We start from the raw sequence: 21,419 nt of genomic DNA on the forward strand, positions 1-21,419 counted from the left end.
GCTGAATCCTTAGTCGATGATATCGCCATGTAAAAGGTGCTTGGCCACCGCAACGGTACTGACAAAACCCATCACCGCGATAAGCAGAGCGGCCTCGAAGAACAAATCGGATGCCAGCCAGATACCGAACAACACGATCAGGGCCAGCGCGTTGATATAAAGCGTGTCGAGCGCCAAGACCCTGTCCGGCATATCAGGCCCCTGAACGAGCCGCACGACGTTCAGGATGGCGGCAATCCCTATTACCGCCATGCATACCGGTATCACGTACGTGAGCATTCGAAAATCTCCAGCAGCGGGGTTTCATAGCGGCTCTTCACCTCGGCAGCCAATGCATCCATGTCCGGCGCATCCAATGCATGAATCAGCAAGACCTTGTGATCGGCACGCAAGGAAGCCGATACCGTTCCGGGAGTCAACGAAATGATGGTCGTCAGCACGGTAAGAACGAAGGGGTCCTCTATCGCCATTGGCACCTCGATGAAGGCAGGCTGCAGACGATCACGCGGCCCTAGCACGAGCCTCGCCACGCTAACGTTGGCGACCGCTATGTCGTAGCAGACCTTCAGCGAAAATGCGCAGAGCTTCAGAGGGCTGCGGACCCTGGGGATGTCGACCAGAAACCCCCGAACCAATAGCGGAATAACCCAGCCCAGGAAGATGCCGAGCACCAAGTGCCCGAGGTTTAAGGTGTTGTTGAGCAACATCCATAGCGTCGCCAGCAGCACGGTCAGGGCGGGATTAGGCAGCAGGCGCGATCTCATGCGTCACCTCCCCTGATGATCTCCATATAAGGCGTCAGATCAAATAGCTGCGCGGCTGCGGCCTGAACATAAGCTTGAATCGGCGCGGCAGCCAGGACCAGGACCACACTGCCGAACAGTAAACCAAAGGCTGCAGCCACCCGCACGCCGTCAGCTGGCCGCCCAACGCTGACGGCATCACTGGGCCGCCAGAACACCATACTGCCGGCCCGGCTCAGGGCAATAATCATCCCAAGCCCACCCACCAGAACGACCGGCCAAAGAATCGAGGCGTCGACTCCCGGCGGGACGGCTCTTAACAGCATCACCTTGCCTAGAAAGCCGGAAAACGGTGGAAGGCCTGCTATGGAAATTGCTCCGGCGAAGAACAGCGCTCCAAGCATCAGGGGTTGTCTCAGGGCCGGTGCGGAAATCAACTCCGAAGCGGCATCACCGCGCTGGCGGGCAATTAGGTCAGCCAATAGGAACAGTCCGCCTGAAACCAGCGTGCTATGCACCAGATAGTAAAGCGCAGCGCTGAGCCCCGCCTCCGTGCCCAGTGCTATACCGGCTAGCAAGGTCCCGACTGAAACCACCACCAGATACGACAGCAGAATCTGCAGGTTACGCGCAGCCAGTGCACCCAGCACCCCGCCAGCGAGGGTAAGCATCGACAACGGCCACAACCAGTCGAGCACCATGTTGTTCAATACCCCTGCCTCGCTACCGAAGACCAGGGTGAACACCCGAACGATGGCGTAGAGACCGAGCTTGGTCATGATCGCGAACAGCGCTGCAACCGGCGCGGTAGCCGAGGCATAGGCACGGGGCAACCAGAAATACAGAGGAAGAATCGCAGCTTTCAGCGCAAATACCACCAGCAACAGATAACCGGCAGCAGCAAGGAGCGGTGCATCGGCTGGGTCGGCGGCACTGACACGGCCGGCCAGATCAGCCATATTCAGCGTACCGGTCAGGCCGTAGAGCATGCTCACGCCTATGAGAAACAACGACGAACCCAGAAGATTGAGCACAACGTAGTGAATGCCCGCCTGGACTCGCTTTGCACCATGACCATGAAGCAGAAGCGCGTAGGAAGAGATCAGCAGAATCTCGAAAAAGACGAACAGGTTGAAAAGATCTCCCGTCAGGAAGGCGCCATTCAAACCCACCAATTGGAACTGAAAAAGGGCGTGGAAATTCTGGCCGCGCTCGTCGTCGCCTCGCACAGCGTACAGCACCGAAAACGCAGCAAGCACGGCGGTCACCAACAGCATCAGTGCGCTCAAACGGTCAAGCAGGAGCATGATGCCGAACGGCGGCTGCCAGCCACCCAGACGGTATACCGATAGCGTGCCGGAGTCGGCTTGCCAAAGCAGCCACAGGGCCAGCGGCACCAACAGCCAGGTCGCTGTCACCGAGACCAGACGCTTGACCGCTGCCGCCTGACGATGGCCCAGCAAAAGCAGACAGCCAACCAACAACGGCAGCAGGATCGGCATGATCAACGCATGATTCATTCGCGCGGCTCCCGACCGTCAACATGATCGGTACGCAGCTCGCCCAACCCGCGGAGCGCCAGCACCACGACGAAGGCGGTCATGGCGAACCCGATCACGATGGCTGTCAGAACCAGCGCCTGGGGTAGCGGATCTCCGTATTCTGAACTTGCCCCGATGATCGCCGGCACGCCAGTAGAGAGGCGCCCCATTGCGAAGATGAACAGGTTCACCGCGTAGGAAATCAGCGTCAGGCCCATCACCACCGGAAATATTCTGGCACGCAGCACCAGATACACACCGCTGGCCATCATCACGCCAAGCGTGACCGCAAAAACAACTTCCATCAGAGCACCTCCTTGCATGACTCGTCCTGACTGACATGGCCTAGATTGGAAAGAATCAGCAGCGTTGCCCCTACGACGGCGAGATACACGCCGAGGTCGAACAACATTGCTGTAGCCAGTTCGAACTCACCGATCAGTGGAAGATGGAAATGCCCGAAAGCCGACGTCAGGAATGGTCGACCAAATAGCCAGCTTCCGATTCCGGTCAGACCAGCTATGAGCACGCCCAACCCTGCTATGCCGTGATAGCTATAAGGTTGACGCTCCTGCGACCAGACCACGCCGTGGGAAATATATTGAAGTATCAAAGCTATCGCAGTTATCAGTCCGGCAATGAAGCCACCGCCCGGCAGGTTGTGACCGCGCAGAAAGATGAATACAGATATCAGCAACGCCATCGGCAACAGCACTCGCGATAGCGTATCCAGCGCCATAGGATGACGATCGGCGGACCACAGCCGGCCTCCATAGTCGCGTATCGGATGCGGCAAGCGTAGGCCGTGAAGGAGACCATAAATGCCAACGGCGGCAACCGCCAATACGGCAATTTCACCCAAGGTATCGAATCCGCGGAAGTCCACCAGAATCACGTTGACCACATTGGTCCCGCCCCCGCCGGATACACTGTTCTCAAGGAAGAACGAAGCGATACTGTCGTAAGGACGGGTGAGGACCGCGTAGGCCAGCAGCGCTACCATAGTGCCGAATGTAGAAGCAATGATGAGGTCGCGAAAACTGCGCAGGCTGCTCGACTCCACCGGAGTTCGGTCAGGCATGAAGAACAGCGCCAGTATCAGGAGGATGATCGTTACGACTTCCACGGATATCTGCGTGAGCGCAAGATCGGGTGCAGAGAACCGAGCAAAGACCAGTGCAACGAACAGCCCAACTACGCTGAGCACCATCAAGGCCATCAAACGCTGCCGGTGAAATATCACCGTCATGGCGGATGAGAGGGCAAGGATCACCAGCCCGACCACCGTGATTCCATCCAAGGGCGTCAGCGGCGCCGAGCCGCGCAGCGATTGAAGTGGAGTCAGCGCATACACCACGACCAGTAACGAGCTCACCAGCATCAGGGCGAGGTAGCGCTGCAGCGAGCCGTTTTCCATGCGCACCGTTATCCAGCGTGCGGTGGCAGCGATATTGCCGATGACAAGCGAAAAGACATGTAGCGAGTCGACGCGCGGCAGCCCTTCGTACCAGCGGAACGCCCATTTGCGCAGCGAATAGATCAGCAATCCACCCCCTAGCGCGACGAAGCTCATCGCTAGCGGAAGATTGAAGCCGTGCCATATGGCGAGACTGTATTCAGGCACGTCGCCACCAAGGCTACCCGCTACGGCTGCGGCCAACAGCGGCGCCACGGTATAAGCGGGCACCGTGCCTACCAACAGGCAGAGCAGCACGAGAATCTCTACTGGGATCTTCATATAGCGCGCCGGCTCATGCGGCGGATATTTCGGCAGATCGACAGGTTCGCCGTTAAAGAAAACGTCGTGCACGAAGCGTAACGAATACGCAACAGAGAATGCGCTTGCCAGGGTAGCCAAGGCTGGAATGGTCCAATAAAAGCTGCCCAGCAGGTGCTGATCAAGGGTCTCGGCAAAGAACATTTCCTTGCTGAGGAAGCCGTTGAGCAACGGCACTCCAGCCATCGCCAGCGATGCCACCATTGCGAGTGCTGCGGTATGCGGCATGTATTTGAGCATGCCATTCACGCGTCGCATGTCACGCGTGCCGGTTTCGTGATCGATGATTCCGGCAGCCATGAACAGCGACGCCTTGAACGTCGCGTGGTTGATTATATGGAAGATGGCCGCAACCGGTCCGAGACGCGAGTCGAGGCCGAACAGTAGCGTGATCAGACCCAGATGACTGATGGTGGAATAGGCTAGCAGTCCCTTCAGATCGTGTTGAAAGAGCGCCATCACTGCGCCGATCAGCAAGGTGGCCAGGCCGGTCAGGCTGACCATATAGAACCACCACTCCGAATCCGAGAGCGCCGGGTATAAGCGCGCCAGCAGAAATACCCCAGCCTTGACCATGGTGGCCGAGTGCAAAAACGCCGATACCGGGGTTGGGGCAGCCATCGCCTGCGGTAACCAGAAGTGGAACGGGAACTGCGCCGACTTGGTAAACACACCCAGCAGGATGAGGATAAGCGTGACTGGATACAGCGAGCTGCCGCGGATCAGATCACCGGACGCGAGGACTGTAGTCAGCTCGTAACTACCAACGATATGACCAATCAGCAGAATCCCGGCTAGCAATGCCAGTCCCCCACCGCCTGTGACCGTAAGCGCCATTCGCGCGCCTTGACGGGCATCGGAGCGGTGGTTCCAGAAGCCGATCAGCAGAAATGACGAAAGGCTGGTCAGCTCCCAGAACAGCAGCATCAACAGCAGATTTTCGGATAACACCACGCCAAGCATGGCGCCCATGAAGAGGAGAAAGAAGCTGAAAAAGCGCCCCATCGGCTCGCTTTTGGAGAGGTAATAGCGTGCATAGAGTATGACCAGCAGGCCAATTCCCAGGATCAATAGCGCGAAGAGGAATCCGAGGCCATCAAGCCTGAGGCTGAGATTGAGCCCCAGTTCTGGTAACCAGGGCATGGTCACCAATTCCACCTCGCCAGCGAATACAGCGGTGCGCTTGGACATCAAGAGGATCAGAGCCATTAATGGCGCCAGCCCAGCACCAAATGCACAAGCAGACCTGCCGAAACGTTCAAAAAATAGGGGGAGGCAGATTCCTAGAAATGGCAGAGCGATTATCAGCGCAAGCGCCATGAGCAAAAACCCCTTAAGCCGCGTAGTGCGCGGCAGTTATATCCTTGGTCAACCAGATTCAGCCCAATGAGGCGTCGCGGTGTGCGCCGATTATCCATACCGATCACGGCGGCGTCTTGAATTCATGTATTTCGAAAAACAAAAGGCGCTGCCCAACCACCGCATCAGGCAGTAATCAGACAGCGCCCAAGAGCAATTAAAAGCGAGCGTTCAATGTCGACCCGAGCCTATTCCGGCAATCAAGCGGCACGGAGAGCAGACTTGACCTCGTTATCAAGAGGCTGGACAGTCAAGGTGCGATCCGACTGGTTCCATTGACTGTCATGATGCGTACACGCTGACCGACGCGGAACACTTGGTTAGGCTCAACCTCCTGAACATAGGCGCGCATGTTGCCATCGTCTTCCCGCACGGTGATCTCCACGCCCTGAGCACGGGTGATACCCTCCTCCGCCGCCGCGCCGAGCATACCGCCCGCGACTGCGCCAATCACCGCAGCCACAGCGCTGCCGCGCCCGCCGCCCACGCCACTACCGGCTATACCGCCAACTACCGCACCCGCACCTCCGCCGATTGGCGTCTTGGTACCCTCAAGCTTCACGGGACGTAAAGATTCGATAGTGCCGTAACGGACGGTTTGGACCGTCCGCGCCTCGTCACGGGAATAGGAATCCCCAGTTAGATTTGATGTACAGCCACCAACGGCCAAAGCCACCGCTGTAAAGGAAGCAACGAAAATGGAGTTGCGCATGATGTTCTCTCCTGGGAAATAAATGTTCATCCCCGACCGCATTGAGTAGGCTCCCGTGGCGAAAGGTCACTTGGCAACGGCTATGTCCCGACTCAGCATTCGTGCAGTTAGGACCCCACTTTACCCGAGGCGATCCCGAGGCGCATGCCTGCGGTCGGGCTTAGCTGTTTCACGAGACTACTCATGGACTATTTCATCGTCGGAGTTCTGACCCTGGCCGGCCTGGTTTTCCATGCCTGGCTCTTCATTCGTTTCAGGCAATGGGCAGACCGCGACCTGGCTCTATCTTTGGCAGGGAAGGATCACAAGAAGCGGGAATGGGCGTTGCAACAGCTCGCTGCGGCGAAATGCGCCCGCGTAAAAAGGCGCGATCTGCAAGCATGGCTGGAAAAGAAGCTGGAGGGTTACAACGGGAATGACACAGGAGAGCAGCGCGTGGCACGTCGCTCTCCTGACTGACTCAGCGAATCAGGGTGCCAGGCGCTCACGCTGCCAAGTGCTGGCGACGCGGCGATAATTCAAGCGGTCATGCAAGCGACTAGGGCGCCCCTGCCAGAACTCAATACGCTCGGGCAACAGCCGGTACCCGCCCCAATGAGGTGGACAGTGAGGCTGTTGATCCAGAAAGCGCTGCTCTGTTTCAGCAAGCAATCGCTCCAGCTCGGCACGATCTCGAATCACTCGGCTTTGCGGTGACGCCCAGGCACCAAGTCGGCTACCCAGCGGACGCACCTGATAATAAGCGTCTGACTCGGCAGCGCTGACTTTTTCGACACGGCCCTCGATACGAACCTGACGTTCCAGACTTGGCCAGAAGAATGTCATTGCTCCGAACGGGCACGCCTCAAGCTGCTCGGCCTTGGCACTGTCATAGTTGCTGAAAAAAGTGAAACCGCGATCATCCAGCGCCTTGAGCAGCAGTACACGGCAATGTGGTCGCCCTTCAGCGTCTACCGTGGCGAGTGTCATGGCGTTCGGCTCTACCGGCAGCTGCTCGGTTTGAACCGCATCTTCAAACCACTGACGAAAAAGCGCAAAGGGCTGGTCCGGCGCGTTAGCTTCACTGAGACCTTCGCGCGTGTAGTCGCGACGCATATCTGCCAGGGTTTGGGTCATGACGGCGATTCCTGAAAACAGTCGAAGCCAAAGCTTACCGGTTTGCTAACGGGCTCCACTTGATTCAACGCAAAACAAGCCCGGCCGTTGCGGCCGGGCGGTACGAATTTACTTGGCCTTGCTTACCTCTGCTGCGGCCACCTGGGTCGGCGCGGCAGCCGGGCCTTCGCTGTATTGTCCGATAAGGGCCAGCAAGGTAGGTTGCGGCGTCAGGATCATTTCGACCCGACGATTCAAGGCACGCCCTTCCGCAAGCTCATTGGATGCCCGTGGCATATCCGAGCCCAGGCCACGAATACGCAAGCGATCATGCTTCAAGCCGCTTAGCCGGAAAATTGCAGCAACAGCACCCGCACGTTTGCGACTGACATCGCGGTTGATTTCCACCGAACCGGTGCTATCGGCGTGTCCCAATACGACAACTGCCGTCTTGTCGTCATTTTCGACCAGCTTAGCCACACGACTGATTGGCCCAAGGGTCACCGGCAGCAACATGCCAGGGCGGTCGGGGTTGAATGACGCGTCGACAGGCGCGGTCACCACCAATACACCTTCACGCCGCTCAAGCTCGAAACTGCTGTCCTTCAACGCGTCGCGCAGTTGCGGCTCATACTCATCCAACCAGGCATGATTGATGACGGGTTCAGGTGCAACCGCCACTTCGGTCGGTTTTTCGCTCTTGGAGCTACAGCCGGCAAGGACCATGCAAACGATGAGTGAGGTGCTTTTCAGCAGATTCATGAGCCAGATTCCGAGAAAGTTGGTTTTTCGATTACAAGCCGAGCAAGATCAACGCTCAGCTTAAGCAAGGATTTGTCTTAAATTGTGGACGCAGGTCATTGTTATGAAAAGCCCACCCATCACGAACAGACGAGCGGTTCAACCCAAACACGCTTTCACGCTCCGAGCCAATGCTTGCGCCCTGGGGTCCATCAACACGTACGGACCAAGCGTATTGGTGACATACCCGAACGCGATATCCTGCTGCGGATCGGCAAATCCGATGCAACCGCCGGCGCCGGGATGACCAAAGGCGGCCGGCCCCATGCCGAATGTTGCGTTGACCACTTCCGGTTGATCCAGCCAGCAACCCAGCGCAAAACGGGTGCGGGTAAGCAACGTGCGATCCTCACCCTGGCAATGTTCGCGAGTCATCTCGGTGAGTAGCTCGTAATCGAGAAGCTCACCGCGAAGCAATCCGTCATAGAAACCAGCAAGGGAACGCGCGTTCCCATGCCCATTGGCCGCCGGCTGGGACATACGCCGCCACTCCGGCTTATTGGCGCTATTCATGATCGATGGTGGGTTGGTGAATGCACGCGCGGTTAGCGACTGGGGATCCTCCACCAATGCCTTGAACACGCGCTGGGCTGCCGCATCGCCGAAGTTATTCTTCTGGCGGGTCAGATAACCGACGCGATCGAACTCGGCATCGGCCAGTCCGATGTGGAAATCCAGATCAAGTGGGCGGGCCGTGCGCGCAACAATCGCCTCACCGGCTTCACGCCCATCGGCACGACGGATCAATTCGCCAAGTAGCCAGCCATAAGTAATCGCAGCGTAACCATGACCATCGCCAGGATTCCACCACGGGTGCTCTGCGGCGAGCGCGGCAGTCATCGCATCCCAGTCATACAGCGCCTCGGGGGGCAAAGGCTGACGGATTGCAGGCAGACCCGCTTGATGGCTGAGCAACTGCCGCAGCGTAATCCCACCCTTGCCGTTGGCCCCGAACTCAGGCCAGAGCCGGGCAACCGGCTCGTCCAGCTGTAGCCTGCCCTCGCCGACCAGTTGCAGGGCAGCCACGGCAGTGAAAGTCTTTGTGCAGGAGAACAGATTTACCAGCGTGTCACTTTGCCAGGCTTGTTCGCCCGCATTGTCTGCGACCCCAGCCCATAGATCGATGACAGTCTCACCACCCACTTTCACACAGACCGCCGCGCCGCGCTGCTGGGTTTGCTCGAACAGATTGGCAAAGGTCTCTTTGACTGCCTCAAAACGAAGATCGAAATAGCCCTGGATCTGCACGCTCGCACCCCTTGGTTGAAATCATCCACCGCATTGTTCCAGTCATCCTCGAACATGAAAACACGCTCGACGTCGATTGCCGGAGCATCAATTGCCCGAATAGCCTCACATGGCGGGTCGCGCGGCGAATGCGCTCAGCCGATTTCACGCCGGAACGGTGGTAGCGCATTGAGGATGGCTTTGCCGTAACGCTGGGTAACCACCCGTCGGTCGAGCAAAGTGATGGTGCCGCGATCTTCCTCAGTACGAAGCAGCCTCCCGCACGCCTGGACCAATCTTAGCGAAGCATCGGGAACGGCGATTTCCATGAAGGGATTCCCGCCACGGGCCTCGATCCACTCGGCTAATGCTGCCTCGACAGGATCATCGGGCACCGCGAAAGGAATCTTGGCAATCACCACATGCTCGCAATAGGCACCTGGCAGGTCGACTCCTTCGGCAAAACTGGCAAGCCCGAACAACACACTCTTTTCGCCGTCGTCTACGCGGGCCTTGTGCTTGTTGAGCGTTTCCTGCTTGGAGAGATTGCCCTGGATCAGCACCCGTCGCCGCCAATCGCGTTCGAGCCCGTCAAACACGCCCTGCATCTGTTTGCGGGAAGAAAACAGTACAAGCGTGCCGCGCGACTCCTCTACCAAACCGGGCAAATCGCGCACGATCGCTGCCGTGTGCGCCGCAGCATCGCGCGGGTCGGCGTTGAGGTTGGGTACTCGCAGGACGCCGGCATCGGCATGATGGAAGGGACTTGGCACCACAGCGGTGACGGCACAGCGCGGCAGCCCGGCCCGCATGCGATAACGGTCGAAACTGTTGAGCGCGGTAAGCGTAGCGGATGTCACCAGCGCGCCATAGCAGATGTTCCAGAGATTACGCCGTAATGTCTCAGCTGCAAGGATCGGGCTGGCGTTGACCTCTATATCAAACAGCGCACCGCCTTCGGCCAGTGTCAGCCAACGTGCCATGGGAGGGCTGTCTTCAGGGTCATCGACGGTAAATGCCGTCCATAGCTCCCAATTGCCCTGAGCCCGTGTCAGCAGGCTTCCAAACAAGGGGTACCATTCTTCGGCCTGATGGCTGGCGATTCCGACAGCCACTTCGCCATCCATGGCCTGCTTGAGCAGCTCGGTCAGGCGCGTAAAAAGGTCATTGAGCTTGGCGAAGCCTTTTTTCAGCTCGATGCCCAGCTCTATCAGGTGCTCAGGCACCACACCGCCCACAAATCGATGGCGTGGCCGCTCGCGGCCCTCCATATCTTCTCCGGCCCTGAAATCCGCCAACTGTTCGCAAGCGCTGAACATGAATTGCTGCTGGCTGCGCAGATCTCGAGCAATCTCTGGAACGGCCTCGATAAGCCGTCCAAGGTCGCCAGGCAGCGGATGCTGGGCAAGCAACTTGGTCAGGTTCTTTTCGATCTGAGCAAGCCAGTCAGCCGTCGAGCGTAGACGAGTGAAGTGAGCGAAATGGCCGATGGCCTTGTCTGGCAGATGATGACCTTCATCGAAGACATACAAGGTGTCACGAGGGTCCGGCAGCACCGCACCGCCGCCTAGCGCGAGATCCGCCAGCACCATGTCATGGTTGGTGACGATGACATCGACCTTTGTCATACCTTCGCGGGCCTTGTAGAAAGCACACTGCTGGAAGTTGGGGCAATGCCGTCCGGTGCATTGACTGTGGTCGGTAGTCAGCTGGGCCCAGTCCGGATCGGCAAGCTCTTCGGGCCAACTATCTCGATCACCATCCCAGCGATTACCCGCGAGCTTTTCGATCATGTTTCCGAAAAGCTTCTGGCTGCGCTCGTCCACATCGATACGGAAGCCTTCCTCCTCGAACAGTTGAGCCGTTGCGCTCTGCGCCTGCCCTTCCTGCAACAAGACATCGAGCTTGGACAGACAAAGATAGCGACCGCGGCCCTTGGCCAGCGCGAAGGAAAAATTCAGCCCGCTGTTACGCATCAGGTCGGGCAGATCCTTGTGAACGATCTGCTCTTGCAATGCTACGGTGGCTGTCGCTATCACCAGGCGTTTGCCCGCAGCCTTCGCGGTAGGTATGGCCGCCAAGCTGTAGGCGACCGTTTTGCCGGTACCTGTGCCCGCCTCCACTGCAACAACAGCCGGCTCGCCATCTCTACGCCCTTCATCGTCGGCTTTTATCGCGCCGAGGACCTTGGCGATCTCAGCGATCATCAGGCGCTGGCCATAGCGCGGCTTGAGCCCCTTGGCTTCGAGAAATTGAGAATAGGCGCCCTGGATCTGGGACTTGAGTTCAGTGCTAAGCATGGGCGCGCGAGCTGTATATATTTTCAGTACTTCGAATGGGTGGCTATGATAACGCGCGTTTACTCAACCGCCACCGGAGATTTCAATGACTGCGTTCGCCCTGCTCTACTCCCTCCACGTCCTGGCCGCAGTGATCTGGGTCGGAGGCATGTTTTTCGCGTGGATGGTGCTGCGCCCCGCCGCCGTTTCCCAGTTGCAGGCTCCGGAGCGGTTGAAACTATGGGCTGAGGTGTTCCGTCAATTCTTCAGATGGGTATGGGTCACGCTGTTGATCTTGCCGATCAGCGGCATCGGCATGTGGCACATGCGCTTCGATGGCATGGCGGCAGCCCCCCGTTATGTGCACATCATGGCAGGACTTTTTCTGGTGATGCTGGCGCTGTTTCTGCGCATTCAACTGCTCTTGCTGCCTGAGCTCAAACGCAAGATTGCCGAACAGAACTGGCCGGAAGGCGGCGCCTCGCTAGGCAAGATTCGGGGTCTGGTAGGCAGCAACCTGCTCCTTGGTCTTCTGGTGATTGCATTGGCTAGTGCTCGTCCATTGTTCTGATTGTGGCGAAGTAATGAAAAAGCCGGGCAAATGCCCGGCTTCTTTTTTTGCAACACGCGGCTTATGGACGTGCTTCAACCTCGGCTTCTACACGGCGGTTGATAGCGCGACCTTCCTCGGTAGCATTATCCGCAACCGGGCGAGACTCACCGTATCCGACTGCACGTACGCGGTTACCATCCAGACCATGCTGATTGACCAGAACGTCACGCACGGCATTGGCACGGCGCTCGGACAGGCGCTGGTTATAAGCGTCAGTACCCACGGAGTCGGTATGTCCTTCGACCACGGTCGAGGTCTGGCCATACTGCTTCATGAAATCCGCCAGGTCTCGGATGTCAGACATGCTGTCCTGTCTGACCTGAGCGCGGTCGAAGTCGAACTTGACGTCTAGCTCTACGCGAACAGGCTCTGCCATCGGCTCAGGCTCGGCAGCAGGCTGTGCAGCAGGCGCTGGCTCGACCGGCTCAACCATGGCTACCGTTTCCTGCTCGGTGCCGTTGGCCCAGCAGTACGCAGCTGCCATGCCACCACCGATCAAAGCACCGTAGCCGGCATAGGTACTGCTTTCAATCGCACCCAGGGCTGCGCCAGTCACACCGCCAACGGCCGCACAGCTGGGCCAATCCTGCTTCTGCACCCCTGCGCAGCCAGCCAGGAAGGTGGTCATTACAATCACGGGTACTGCTGTCCGTAAGCTACTCATTGGGTAAAACCTCCTAGTTTTGGGATCGGCCAGAGCGCCATGCAGACAGCATAAGTCACTCCAGTTATAACGAGACTAGGACGGCACGCGCCGCCGCGCTAGTCTTTACGCTTCGACAGGTCATATGGAACGCATTCCTGCGGCCAGTAAAATCTGTCTTGAGGATCCCGATTTGGTTGCATCCAGCCCGTCCCAATCGCCACAACAAGCAATCGCCGCATTGCTCGAACTGCATGCCCCGTCACGGTTGTTGCACGTTGGCGGCAGTGACCTGCCTGCAGTACAGGCGTTCGGCGACAGCCACGAAGACTGTCAGATCGATCGCGCAACAACCGCACCATTGCCGGATGAACTTGCCAGCCGCAGGTACGACATGGCGCTCATAGCCGACTGTCTTGAACGGCTGCCCAAGCATGACGGCCTGCAATTGTTAGGTGGCATACGTAATCTGAACGCCAGCCGCGTCGCGGTTTTGATTGATCTGAACGCGTGTGACTGGCATGCCACCGACTTTTATGCGCTGGCTTTGCAAGTCAGCGGACGCTTCGAGCGTGACCAACAGACCTTGACCCTCTTCACCTACGACCTGCTTGATTACAAGCAGGTTCCGGATTGGCTGAATGCGAAGTTCTGGGCCAACCCACAGATGTTCGGCAAATATTGGTGGTGATCGATGACGACCCGCGAGCCAGGTGACACCAGCTGCCCTTGCGGCAGCGGCAATACGCTCAACGAATGTTGCGGTCGCTACCATGCCGGGCTTCCGGCTCCCAGCGCCGAGCAACTCATGCGGTCGCGCTATAGCGCTTACGTATTGAGCGAGATCGACTACCTGCGAGCTACTACGCTGCCGGTCCAACAAACTTCGCTGGATATACAGTCGATGAAAGACTGGAGCACGTCCAGCGTCTGGTTGGGATTGGAGGTCGAAGAAACCCAGCTGCTTGGTGGCAAGCCGGAGCATGCACTCGTCAGCTTCACCGCGCGCTGGCACGACCAGACGGGCGAGCATGCACAGCACGAGCGCTCGGCATTCGTCCAGAACAACGGAAGATGGTATTTCATCGATCCGATCGTTTCGCTGAAAGCGGGTCGCAACGATCCCTGCCCCTGCGGCAGCGGGCAGAAATTCAAGAAGTGCTGTGCGCCCTACTTATAGACACGCCCAATAAAAAGCCGGCAGGGCATTGCCTCCACCGGCTTCATCTATCTGCAGTCGAATCGCTATTTTTCTACGAATGCCCGCTCGATCAGGTAGTGGCCTGGATCACCCATACGCGGTGAAGGCTTGAGACCAAAACTGTCCAGCACATGGCTGGTTTCGGCCAGCATGCTTGGGCTACCGCAGATCATTGCGCGGTCATCGTCAGGATTGATCGGCGGCAGGCCGATATCTGTGAACAGCTTGCCGCTGCGCATGAGGTCGGTCAGGCGACCCTGATTATCGAAAGGCTCGCGAGTTACCGTTGGGTAATAAATGAGCTTTTCCTTGAGCGCCTCGCCGAAGAACTCGTTCTGGGGCAAGTGCTCGGTAATGAACTCGCGATAAGCAACCTCATTTACGTATCGCACACCATGAACCAGTACGACCTTCTCGAAACGCTCGTAGGTTTCGGGATCCTGGATCACGCTCATGAAAGGCGCGAGCCCCGTGCCGGTGCTGAGCAGATAAAGGTGCTTGGCTGGCAGCAGGTCATCCAGTACGAGCGTACCTGTCGGCTTACGGCTGACCATCAGTGAGTCACCTTCCTTGAGGTGCTGCAGGCGCGAGGTCAGCGGACCATCCGGGACCTTGATGCTGAAGAACTCAAGATGTTCTTCGTAATTAGGGCTCGCGATGCTGTAGGCGCGCATCAGAGGACGCCCTTCGACTTCAAGGCCAATCATCACGAACTGGCCATTCTCAAAGCGCAGGCCCGGGTTGCGAGTGGTCTTGAAACTGAACAGCGTGTCGTTCCAGTGATGCACACTGAGGACCCGCTCAACGTTCAGGTTGCTCATGTAAGTGTTCCCCTTTCAGCACGCATGGCGCGTCAATAATTGCGATCAGTTTACCGGGACGGTTAATATCCGTTAAACGAATATTAACGATATATGTTATCGGTTATATAGATATGCACTTTACGCTTCGCCAGCTACAAGTATTCGTGGCCTTTGCACGTTATGAAAGCGTCTCACGCGCAGCTGAAAGCCTCGCGCTATCTCAGTCGGCTACCAGCACTTCGTTAGCTGAGCTTGAGCGTCAATCGGGTTGCCAGCTCTTCGATCGTGCCGGCAAACGGTTATGGCTCAACGCCCTTGGTCACCAGCTCCTTCCGCAGGCCGTGAGCCTTTTGGACCAAGCCAAGGCAATCGAGGACCTTCTCGCCGGCAAGACGGGGTATGGATCGCTCAAAGTGGGCGCAACGCTGACGATCGGAAATTACCTTGCGACCTTGCTCATCGGCAGCTTCATGCAGCATCACCCCGAATGCCGAGTGAAACTGCACGTGCAGAACACCGCGCACATCGTTCAACAGGTGGCGCAGCACGAGCTTGATCTCGGCCTTATCGAAGGTGACTGCCGGCACGCTGATATTGAGGTGCTGCCATGGGTCGAGGACGAACTTGTAGTGTTCTGCGCGCCTCAGCACGCGCTGGCAGGCCAAACGGAAGTGAGTCTGGAACAGCTTTCGCGAGAAGCCTGGATTCTTCGCGAGCAAGGTTCAGGTACGCGCCTGACATTCGAACATGCCATGCGCCATCATCCGGCCAAGCTGAACATTCGGCTCGAACTCGAACATACCGAAGCGATCAAGCGAGCGGTGGAATCCGGTTTGGGAATTGGCTGTATCTCTCGGCTGGCTCTGCGCGATGCGTTCCGCCGTGGCAGCCTGGTTGCCCTGGAGACTCCCGAACTGGATTTGGCTCGGCAGTTCTATTTCATTTGGCACTCGTTGAAGTACCAGACGGCTGCGATGCGCGAATTCGTCGAGCAGTGCCGAGCGCTAACGGCAGGCATTCGGCGAAGTGACGAGATAGTGTTGCCGACCATCGCGTGAAGATCACAACGAACCGCCATGTTACCGATCGACAGGCCTAGCTGCTGGGAATTGAGCCCATTTGCTGCAGCAGAAGCGCGGCCTGAGTGCGGGTGCGAACCCCCAGCTTGCGGAAGATAGCGGTGACATGTGCCTTGATGGTCGCCTCGGAGACACTGAGCTCATAGGCGATCTGCTTGTTCAATAGTCCATCGCAAACCATGGTCAGCACTCGGAACTGTTGAGGCGTAAGACTCGCCAGCCCCTCGCTTGCCGCCTTGGCTTCAGGGCTGACATGCGCGACATCGTCGATGTAGCTAGGCCACCAGACATCCCCGTCCAGCACCATTCGCACCGCTTCCTGGATGGTTTCCAGGGAGCTAGATTTTGGAATGAAGCCGCTGGCACCAAACTCGCGCGAGCGGGCCACGACGGCTGCGTCTTCCTGCGCCGATATCATCACGACCGGCAGCTGCGGGTATTGGCCCCTCAGCAACACGAGACCTGAGAACCCGTATGCACCCGGCATGTTGAGGTCCAGCAGTACCAGATCCCAATCCGTAGTACGGGTCAGCTGGGCCTCGAGTTCGGCGATGCTAGCCGCTTCGGACAACCGAACTCCGTCACCCAGTCCAAGCGTTAGCGCTTGCTGAAGCGCACTACGAAACAGAGGGTGATCATCAGCGATAAGGATTTCGTAAGCAGCCATGGCGGACCTATAGTTTTTATTGGCGCTTTCACCAAACCGAGCCAAATACCGACATCAGGACGGCAACGAACGGCTATATGCTCGGAGGTGGACCGCGGTGATGATATCGCGCCACCACCGGAATTTCGATCATCGCTCCGCATTTAATAAGGCAGCTACCGAGTGAAACGGCAGCGCAGTGGCCAAGCGCAGCGCTTTGATGCAGAGTCCGCGATTTCTCGAAAGAGCCAGAACATGCGCAACCAAGCCCTTCGCGCCGACTTCCTGATGCTGATTACCGCAATGATATGGGGAAGCGGTTTTGTCGCGCAGCGGGTCGGGATGGACCATCTCGGGCCTTTCACGTTTACCGGCCTACGCTTTGCCCTGGGTGCAATCGTTCTATTGCCCTTGTTGCTGCGTCAGGGCCGAGGTGCTGCTCGTTATGAGCCGTTCCTTCAGCGAGGACTGCTGCTGGGTGGGCTCTGCATGGGCCTGGCACTGACTATCGGCATCAACCTTCAGCAGGTCGGCCTGATGTTCACCAGCGTCACCAATTCCGGCTTCATCACAGGCCTATACGTGATTGTCGTGCCGCTTCTTGGGCTGGCAATCGGACAAAAGACCGGCATGGGAACGTGGTTGGGTGCGACGCTCGCCGTGTTTGGAATGGCGCTGCTCAGTATCGATGAGAACTTTGAGGTCGCCTCGGGAGATTGGATACAGCTGGCAGGCGCTTTCGTATGGGGCGTTCACGTGTTGCTGGTGGGTTTTTTCGTCGGCCGCCATGATGCGATTCGCCTGGCATTCATACAGTTCGTCACCTGCGCCCTGGTTAGCCTAGGGCTGGCGGTGATCTTCGAGCAATCCAGCTTTAACAGCATCTTGCTGGCAGCACCGGCACTGATCTATGGAGGAATGTTCGCTGTCGGCGTGGGCTACACGTTGCAGGTCGTTGCACAGAAGCACGCCATCGCCTCCCATGCAGCCATCATCCTTTCGCTCGAAGCAGTTTTTGCCGCGATCGCCGGCGCCTGGCTGCTCGATGAAAGCCTCGATCTGAAAGGTTACGTCGGTTGCACACTCATGTTCATCGGCATGCTCGCTGCTCAACTCTGGCCTCGCAAACAGCTGCTCGTCGTGGCCGCTGATGAGATTCAGCCAACAGCCAGGCATTGATACCGCTCAGCGCTGCCCTAGTGCGCTAAGCGCGCGATGGGTAGCATCATCCAGGTCCGGCATCCGGTGGTGCTTGGCACCCAGGTAGTGATCTGTGAATGCATCGAGCCAGCTGTCCAGTGCGCTGGCTGCCAGATTATCGCCTGCCATTCCCAGGCAAAGCGCGGCAACCTCCGCCGTACAAAGATGTTCACTGCGCGTCGAACGACGCAGCCGATACCGGGACAGCACGTCGGCCTGCAGGCTCAGCACCGGAAGCTGGTTCAGATATGGGCTTTTACGAAACATTTTCCTGGCTTCAGTCCATGTTGCATCTAGCAGGATGAACAGCGGTCGCTTAACCGCCGTCGCATCCACCGTGGAAATTACCCGCTGAGGTTCAGCGTACTCGCCGGGAAAGACGACCATCGGCTGGTACTGGGGGTCGTCCAACAGCGCCAGCAGAGCCGGATCCACGGCGGTCCGCTTCCAGGTGAAGGCATGGGTGTCGGGCACGATATCGGCTATCAACCATCCTGTATTGCTTGGCTTGAGCGGCTCGACATCATGCATGATCAGGCACACGGCGCTGTTAGCCGTAACGCGTGGAAGCAGGCTGCACAGACAATGGCTGATGGCTACGCGACAACGGGCGCAGCGCGGCGTGCGCGAGCCCCGGGCAATAAAGGGTTTGACGCTTTGAGCCAGGCGAGCCTCGCGTAAACGAGCAACGGCATGCGGCATGGGTAATGGTCTGTCTGAGCGGAGCGCCAGTTTACCAGCCCGATCCGAAACCATGGGCAAGCTGAACCGTGAAGAAACACGCGGGTCGAACGACGGCAGTCACCTGGAGATCACTTATGTACCGTCTGACCACCCTATTCACGCTCTGCCTTGCCCTGCCCTTCGCCCATACCGCATCAGCGCAGGATCAGGCACTTGGCCCACTTCTCGACAAGGTTGCCCGTGAGAGCAGTGTAGGCACGCCTCGTGCGATCAATTCCGACCTCCTGGACGAAGGCTATAGCGTTGACGGCAATGAGCTGGTCAATCACCTGAGCGTCCAACCCCGCCATGCCGCACAGATGCGCGACAATCCATCACAGGTCCGCACGCAATTGGGCGCCAGCGTCTGCAGTAATGAGGGTCTGCGCCAGCTGATGAATCAAGGCGCGGTCCTGCGCTTCGAGTTCAAGGAATACGAGAGCAAGACCCCGATCACGACCGAGCGGTACCGCTCAGGCGACTGTTGAGCAACGACGGTCGCGGGCAGCAAGTTGCTACCCCGCGACCACCTAGCTAGCGCAATACTCTCGGATCTCCCTTGCCTGCAACCGCTGCGGCCTCATCAGGCTTGAGCAGGGAGGTTCGCGGCACATCCAGAAGACGAGCGCAGGCTGCCAGTACGTTGGCCCATGAAGCACGATTGGCGAACTGCATACCGGCTTCGTCCAGTGTCCCTCCCCTGTTCCGGTAGCCAAGTACTGAATTACGACGTACGTCAGGCAGAAGTGGCCAAAGGTGACCGCGCGCCACCTCAGGTCGCATATGCGACAACAACACGCGCATTTCCATCTTCTCTGGGAACAACCGCTCGGCAGTTCCATCGGCAGCGAGCGCTTCGATCTCCCAGCGATCCCGCGGCGCCCTGAAACGTCCCGGCTCCTGCAGGTAAATTAACCGGTAAGCGACACCTGCCTCGCTCAGGCGCCCTGCCGCCCGCTGCATTTCGGTGAGCTGGTAACTGCCATTGGCGATCAGCAGGATCGGGTCACTGCCGGACTGCTCATCGACGATGATGGCGCCGTCCTGAGCGAGCTGCTCGGCTTGCTCCTGGTTGAAGACCGCTGGCCGTTCGCGTTTGGGCATCACCAGACAGGCCAGTGCGCCGCGAGCCTGGTAAATCGAGGGAAGCAAGGCGAGCGCGCTGTTATGGTCCGCCGGGAAAAGAACCCTGACCATGTCGCTCATCTCACCCAATAGCGCTTCGCAGAACGTGGTGTCTTGATGCGATTGCTGGTTCTTGCCGTTCTCCCAGGTATGCGAAGTGGCGATGATCGGCCAACCGAGCCAGCCGGCCGGGCGCTCCACTTCCTTTTGTTGCCGCGAGAAGATCAGGCTCTGCCGCACCGCGCCGAGCATCTTTACGCAAAAGGCTTCATAGCTGGCGACCAGATTCAGACCGCCCTGATTGGCCAGGCATGCCGAAACAACGGCCTCTTCGTTTAGCGCGGTGATGATCTTGCCATCCACGGCCTCGAACTCGCTTTCGGGATCGACAACCCGGTGCTTGAGTGCTTTGAGCACGCCCCCCAAACGATTGCTCGCCAGCTCGTCGGGGTTGCCTACTCGAGGGCGCAGCAAGGGGTTGGCCCGGGTCAGTTCTACGAAAAAATCGTCCACCGCGCGCATTGGCGAGCAGGCTTGGTTTCTATAATTCAGGGGTGGCATTACAGGCGCAGCAGGGCGCCTCAGGGCCAAGGCATTGTCACGCTCCGCCGTGCGCCCGTGCCGCGATTGCGCCAACAGGTCCCGAGCCGCGTCGAGCTCCTTCCAAGGTACGAACAGCGGGGCCGCGTGGCTGTTGAACAGCTCACGTGAGCGGTCGTCGACGTGTGGGTTGCCGGGCAGCGGCAGATTGTGCGCCGCGTTGCTTCCAGCTCCATAGAAGCCGAATCCTTTCTCAGTCTCTGCAATACCGTAAGGGATCGGCAATGGGTAACGCAGCAGTCCTCGGGACTTTTCTTCCATACGCCGAGCAAGACGCTGCTCCATTTCCCAAAGGGTGCACACGAATGCAGCAGGATCGCGCCCATCAAAGGTGAGCGGATCGAACCCGCAGCGACTCAGATGCTGGCGGAATCCCTCGAGCCCCTCATGCGTGCCGAGCTGAGTGCGCTGTTCGATGCGCCGACCATTGGCGATCATGATCGGCAATGCCACACCGCAGTCCTCGGCGCGCCACCACCGTGGAATCCAGTCGCTGCCGCGTTGCTCTTCAGCCGCACCATCAGACAGGAACGCCACCAGCGTCTCGCCAGCAAGCGGCAGGTGGGCGTATTGCAGCTCAGCGAAGCCGAGGTAGCCTCCCTCCGCAATGCCGCCGCCGGTATGGGCATTGACATGACTCCCGAGCGGAGCAGACGGGCTGCCATCGGCGCCCTGGGCATAACCGTAAAAATCCTCCAACAGACGATTGATACCGGCCTCGCCGTTGCCATAGACCTGAGCCTGTTCAGGATGAAGATTGTCAGTCAGCAGATTCAACGCTTCGATCGCCGCCACGCAGTGGCCCTGGCCCATCATCCAGGCGCGGGTGCTGCCGGTCAGGGCATTCAGCCCGAGATAACCAGCATAGGCTGGGACCATGTTCAGCGAACCGCCAGTGTGCCCTTCGGGTGATGGTTTGAAATCCTCCGCCGTGAGGGCTGCACCATCGAGCCTGATGCGCCGGGCATAGGTCATGTGCACCACGAGCCAGAGACCAGCCGAGCCTATCCTGTCGATGGCCTGCAACAGTCGATATACGCTGGCGACATCTGGCTGTAGGCCGGCTTGTACCAGCTGATGGGCCAGACGGAACACCGCTGCCTGGGTCTCCAGCGCGTGCTTGAACGGACCATAACCGGCTCGCCAGCATGCGAATTCGGGCTGTGCTTCAGCGTGACGGTCCAACTCGCCTAGGCTGGGGAGTAACTGATTCATAGGGCGCTCCGTTAAGTGGCGGTTGCGACAGTCTAGT

At 58.4% G+C, this 21,419-nt stretch carries 22 protein-coding genes; 7 read left to right on the forward strand and 15 right to left on the reverse strand.

The window, feature by feature from the left end; genetic code table 11:
- Positions 1–9: 9 nt before the first annotated feature.
- The 6 genes from EA797_RS11170 to EA797_RS11195 all read right to left on the reverse strand — a co-directional run bounded on the left by EA797_RS11170 (position 10) and on the right by EA797_RS11195 (position 6,132).
- Entirely contained in the window at positions 10–279 is a 270-nt protein-coding gene (locus EA797_RS11170) for a K+/H+ antiporter subunit F (RefSeq protein WP_122165267.1), read from the reverse strand.
- Positions 264–764 (reverse strand): Na+/H+ antiporter subunit E, encoded by a 501-nt coding sequence (locus tag EA797_RS11175; protein ID WP_122165268.1) that lies wholly within the window; start codon positions 762–764, stop codon positions 264–266. Before EA797_RS11175 ends, EA797_RS11170 begins: the two co-directional genes overlap by 16 nt.
- On the reverse strand, positions 761–2,263 hold the full coding sequence (locus tag EA797_RS11180) for a monovalent cation/H+ antiporter subunit D (protein WP_122165269.1): 1,503 nt from the start codon (positions 2,261–2,263) through the stop codon (positions 761–763). The genes EA797_RS11175 and EA797_RS11180 overlap by 4 nt, the downstream gene beginning before the upstream one ends.
- Positions 2,260–2,589: a Na+/H+ antiporter subunit C gene (locus EA797_RS11185; RefSeq protein ID WP_122165270.1), complete on the reverse strand. Its 330-nt coding sequence runs from the start codon at positions 2,587–2,589 to the stop codon at positions 2,260–2,262. Before EA797_RS11185 ends, EA797_RS11180 begins: the two co-directional genes overlap by 4 nt.
- Entirely contained in the window at positions 2,589–5,381 is a 2,793-nt protein-coding gene (locus tag EA797_RS11190; RefSeq protein WP_122166260.1) for a monovalent cation/H+ antiporter subunit A, read from the reverse strand. The genes EA797_RS11185 and EA797_RS11190 overlap by 1 nt, the downstream gene beginning before the upstream one ends.
- A 289-nt stretch (positions 5,382–5,670) precedes the next feature.
- The gene (locus EA797_RS11195) at positions 5,671–6,132 is read right to left on the reverse strand and encodes an outer membrane lipoprotein (RefSeq protein ID WP_167468804.1); all 462 of its coding nucleotides are present in this window, start codon (positions 6,130–6,132) and stop codon (positions 5,671–5,673) included.
- A 183-nt stretch (positions 6,133–6,315) separates the two neighbouring features.
- On the opposite strand from EA797_RS11195, the gene EA797_RS11200 reads away from it, so the two are divergent.
- Positions 6,316–6,591, forward strand: a complete 276-nt coding sequence (locus tag EA797_RS11200) for a hypothetical protein (RefSeq protein ID WP_122165271.1) — start codon at positions 6,316–6,318, stop codon at positions 6,589–6,591.
- Between the two features lie 9 nt (positions 6,592–6,600).
- On the opposite strand, the gene pdxH is transcribed toward EA797_RS11200, so the two are convergent.
- From pdxH to dinG, 4 genes are all read right to left on the reverse strand, one after another.
- Positions 6,601–7,248, reverse strand: a complete 648-nt coding sequence (gene pdxH, locus EA797_RS11205) for a pyridoxamine 5'-phosphate oxidase (protein WP_122165272.1) — start codon at positions 7,246–7,248, stop codon at positions 6,601–6,603.
- Positions 7,249–7,356: 108 nt separating this feature from the next.
- Positions 7,357–7,989, reverse strand: a complete 633-nt coding sequence (locus EA797_RS11210) for an OmpA family protein (RefSeq protein WP_122165273.1) — start codon at positions 7,987–7,989, stop codon at positions 7,357–7,359.
- A gap of 138 nt (positions 7,990–8,127) precedes the next feature.
- The gene (locus tag EA797_RS11215; protein ID WP_122165274.1) at positions 8,128–9,276 is read right to left on the reverse strand and encodes a serine hydrolase domain-containing protein; all 1,149 of its coding nucleotides are present in this window, start codon (positions 9,274–9,276) and stop codon (positions 8,128–8,130) included.
- 134 nt (positions 9,277–9,410) lie between these two features.
- On the reverse strand, positions 9,411–11,555 hold the full coding sequence (gene dinG, locus EA797_RS11220; protein WP_122165275.1) for an ATP-dependent DNA helicase DinG: 2,145 nt from the start codon (positions 11,553–11,555) through the stop codon (positions 9,411–9,413).
- Between the two features lie 85 nt (positions 11,556–11,640).
- Between dinG and EA797_RS11225 the strand changes: the two genes are divergently transcribed.
- Positions 11,641–12,105 (forward strand): CopD family protein, encoded by a 465-nt coding sequence (locus tag EA797_RS11225; RefSeq protein WP_122165276.1) that lies wholly within the window; start codon positions 11,641–11,643, stop codon positions 12,103–12,105.
- A 61-nt stretch (positions 12,106–12,166) separates the two neighbouring features.
- Here EA797_RS11225 and EA797_RS11230 read toward each other — a convergent pair whose 3' ends face one another.
- Positions 12,167–12,811 (reverse strand): OmpA family protein, encoded by a 645-nt coding sequence (locus EA797_RS11230; RefSeq protein ID WP_483027317.1) that lies wholly within the window; start codon positions 12,809–12,811, stop codon positions 12,167–12,169.
- Positions 12,812–12,983: 172 nt separating this feature from the next.
- Between EA797_RS11230 and EA797_RS11235 the strand changes: the two genes are divergently transcribed.
- Positions 12,984–13,481, forward strand: coding sequence for a DUF6231 family protein (locus tag EA797_RS11235; protein ID WP_122166263.1), 498 nt, complete (start codon positions 12,984–12,986; stop codon positions 13,479–13,481).
- Between the two features lie 3 nt (positions 13,482–13,484).
- Positions 13,485–13,970, forward strand: coding sequence for a YchJ family protein (locus EA797_RS11240; RefSeq protein WP_122165278.1), 486 nt, complete (start codon positions 13,485–13,487; stop codon positions 13,968–13,970).
- 65 nt (positions 13,971–14,035) lie between these two features.
- Here EA797_RS11240 and fpr read toward each other — a convergent pair whose 3' ends face one another.
- A complete protein-coding gene (gene fpr, locus EA797_RS11245; RefSeq protein WP_122165279.1) occupies positions 14,036–14,812 on the reverse strand; it encodes a ferredoxin-NADP reductase in 777 nt (258 codons plus the stop codon).
- Positions 14,813–14,925: 113 nt separating this feature from the next.
- On the opposite strand from fpr, the gene EA797_RS11250 reads away from it, so the two are divergent.
- Entirely contained in the window at positions 14,926–15,852 is a 927-nt protein-coding gene (locus tag EA797_RS11250) for a LysR family transcriptional regulator (RefSeq protein WP_122165280.1), read from the forward strand.
- Positions 15,853–15,889: 37 nt separating this feature from the next.
- Here the strand turns inward: EA797_RS11250 and erdR are convergent, their stop codons facing one another.
- Positions 15,890–16,540, reverse strand: coding sequence for a response regulator transcription factor ErdR (gene erdR, locus EA797_RS11255; RefSeq protein WP_122165281.1), 651 nt, complete (start codon positions 16,538–16,540; stop codon positions 15,890–15,892).
- 234 nt (positions 16,541–16,774) lie between these two features.
- Between erdR and EA797_RS11260 the strand changes: the two genes are divergently transcribed.
- The gene (locus EA797_RS11260; RefSeq protein ID WP_122165282.1) at positions 16,775–17,698 is read left to right on the forward strand and encodes a DMT family transporter; all 924 of its coding nucleotides are present in this window, start codon (positions 16,775–16,777) and stop codon (positions 17,696–17,698) included.
- A gap of 6 nt (positions 17,699–17,704) precedes the next feature.
- On the opposite strand, the gene EA797_RS11265 is transcribed toward EA797_RS11260, so the two are convergent.
- Positions 17,705–18,421, reverse strand: a complete 717-nt coding sequence (locus EA797_RS11265; protein WP_122165283.1) for a tRNA-uridine aminocarboxypropyltransferase — start codon at positions 18,419–18,421, stop codon at positions 17,705–17,707.
- Positions 18,422–18,537: 116 nt separating this feature from the next.
- On the opposite strand from EA797_RS11265, the gene EA797_RS11270 reads away from it, so the two are divergent.
- Entirely contained in the window at positions 18,538–18,930 is a 393-nt protein-coding gene (locus EA797_RS11270; RefSeq protein ID WP_122165284.1) for a PA3611 family quorum-sensing-regulated virulence factor, read from the forward strand.
- A 46-nt stretch (positions 18,931–18,976) separates the two neighbouring features.
- Here EA797_RS11270 and EA797_RS11275 read toward each other — a convergent pair whose 3' ends face one another.
- Positions 18,977–21,382: a phosphoketolase family protein gene (locus EA797_RS11275; protein WP_122165285.1), complete on the reverse strand. Its 2,406-nt coding sequence runs from the start codon at positions 21,380–21,382 to the stop codon at positions 18,977–18,979.
- Between the last annotated feature and the right edge of the window lie 37 nt (positions 21,383–21,419).

This window comes from Stutzerimonas zhaodongensis (genome assembly GCF_003696365.1).
Lineage (GTDB): Bacteria > Pseudomonadota > Gammaproteobacteria > Pseudomonadales > Pseudomonadaceae > Stutzerimonas > Stutzerimonas zhaodongensis.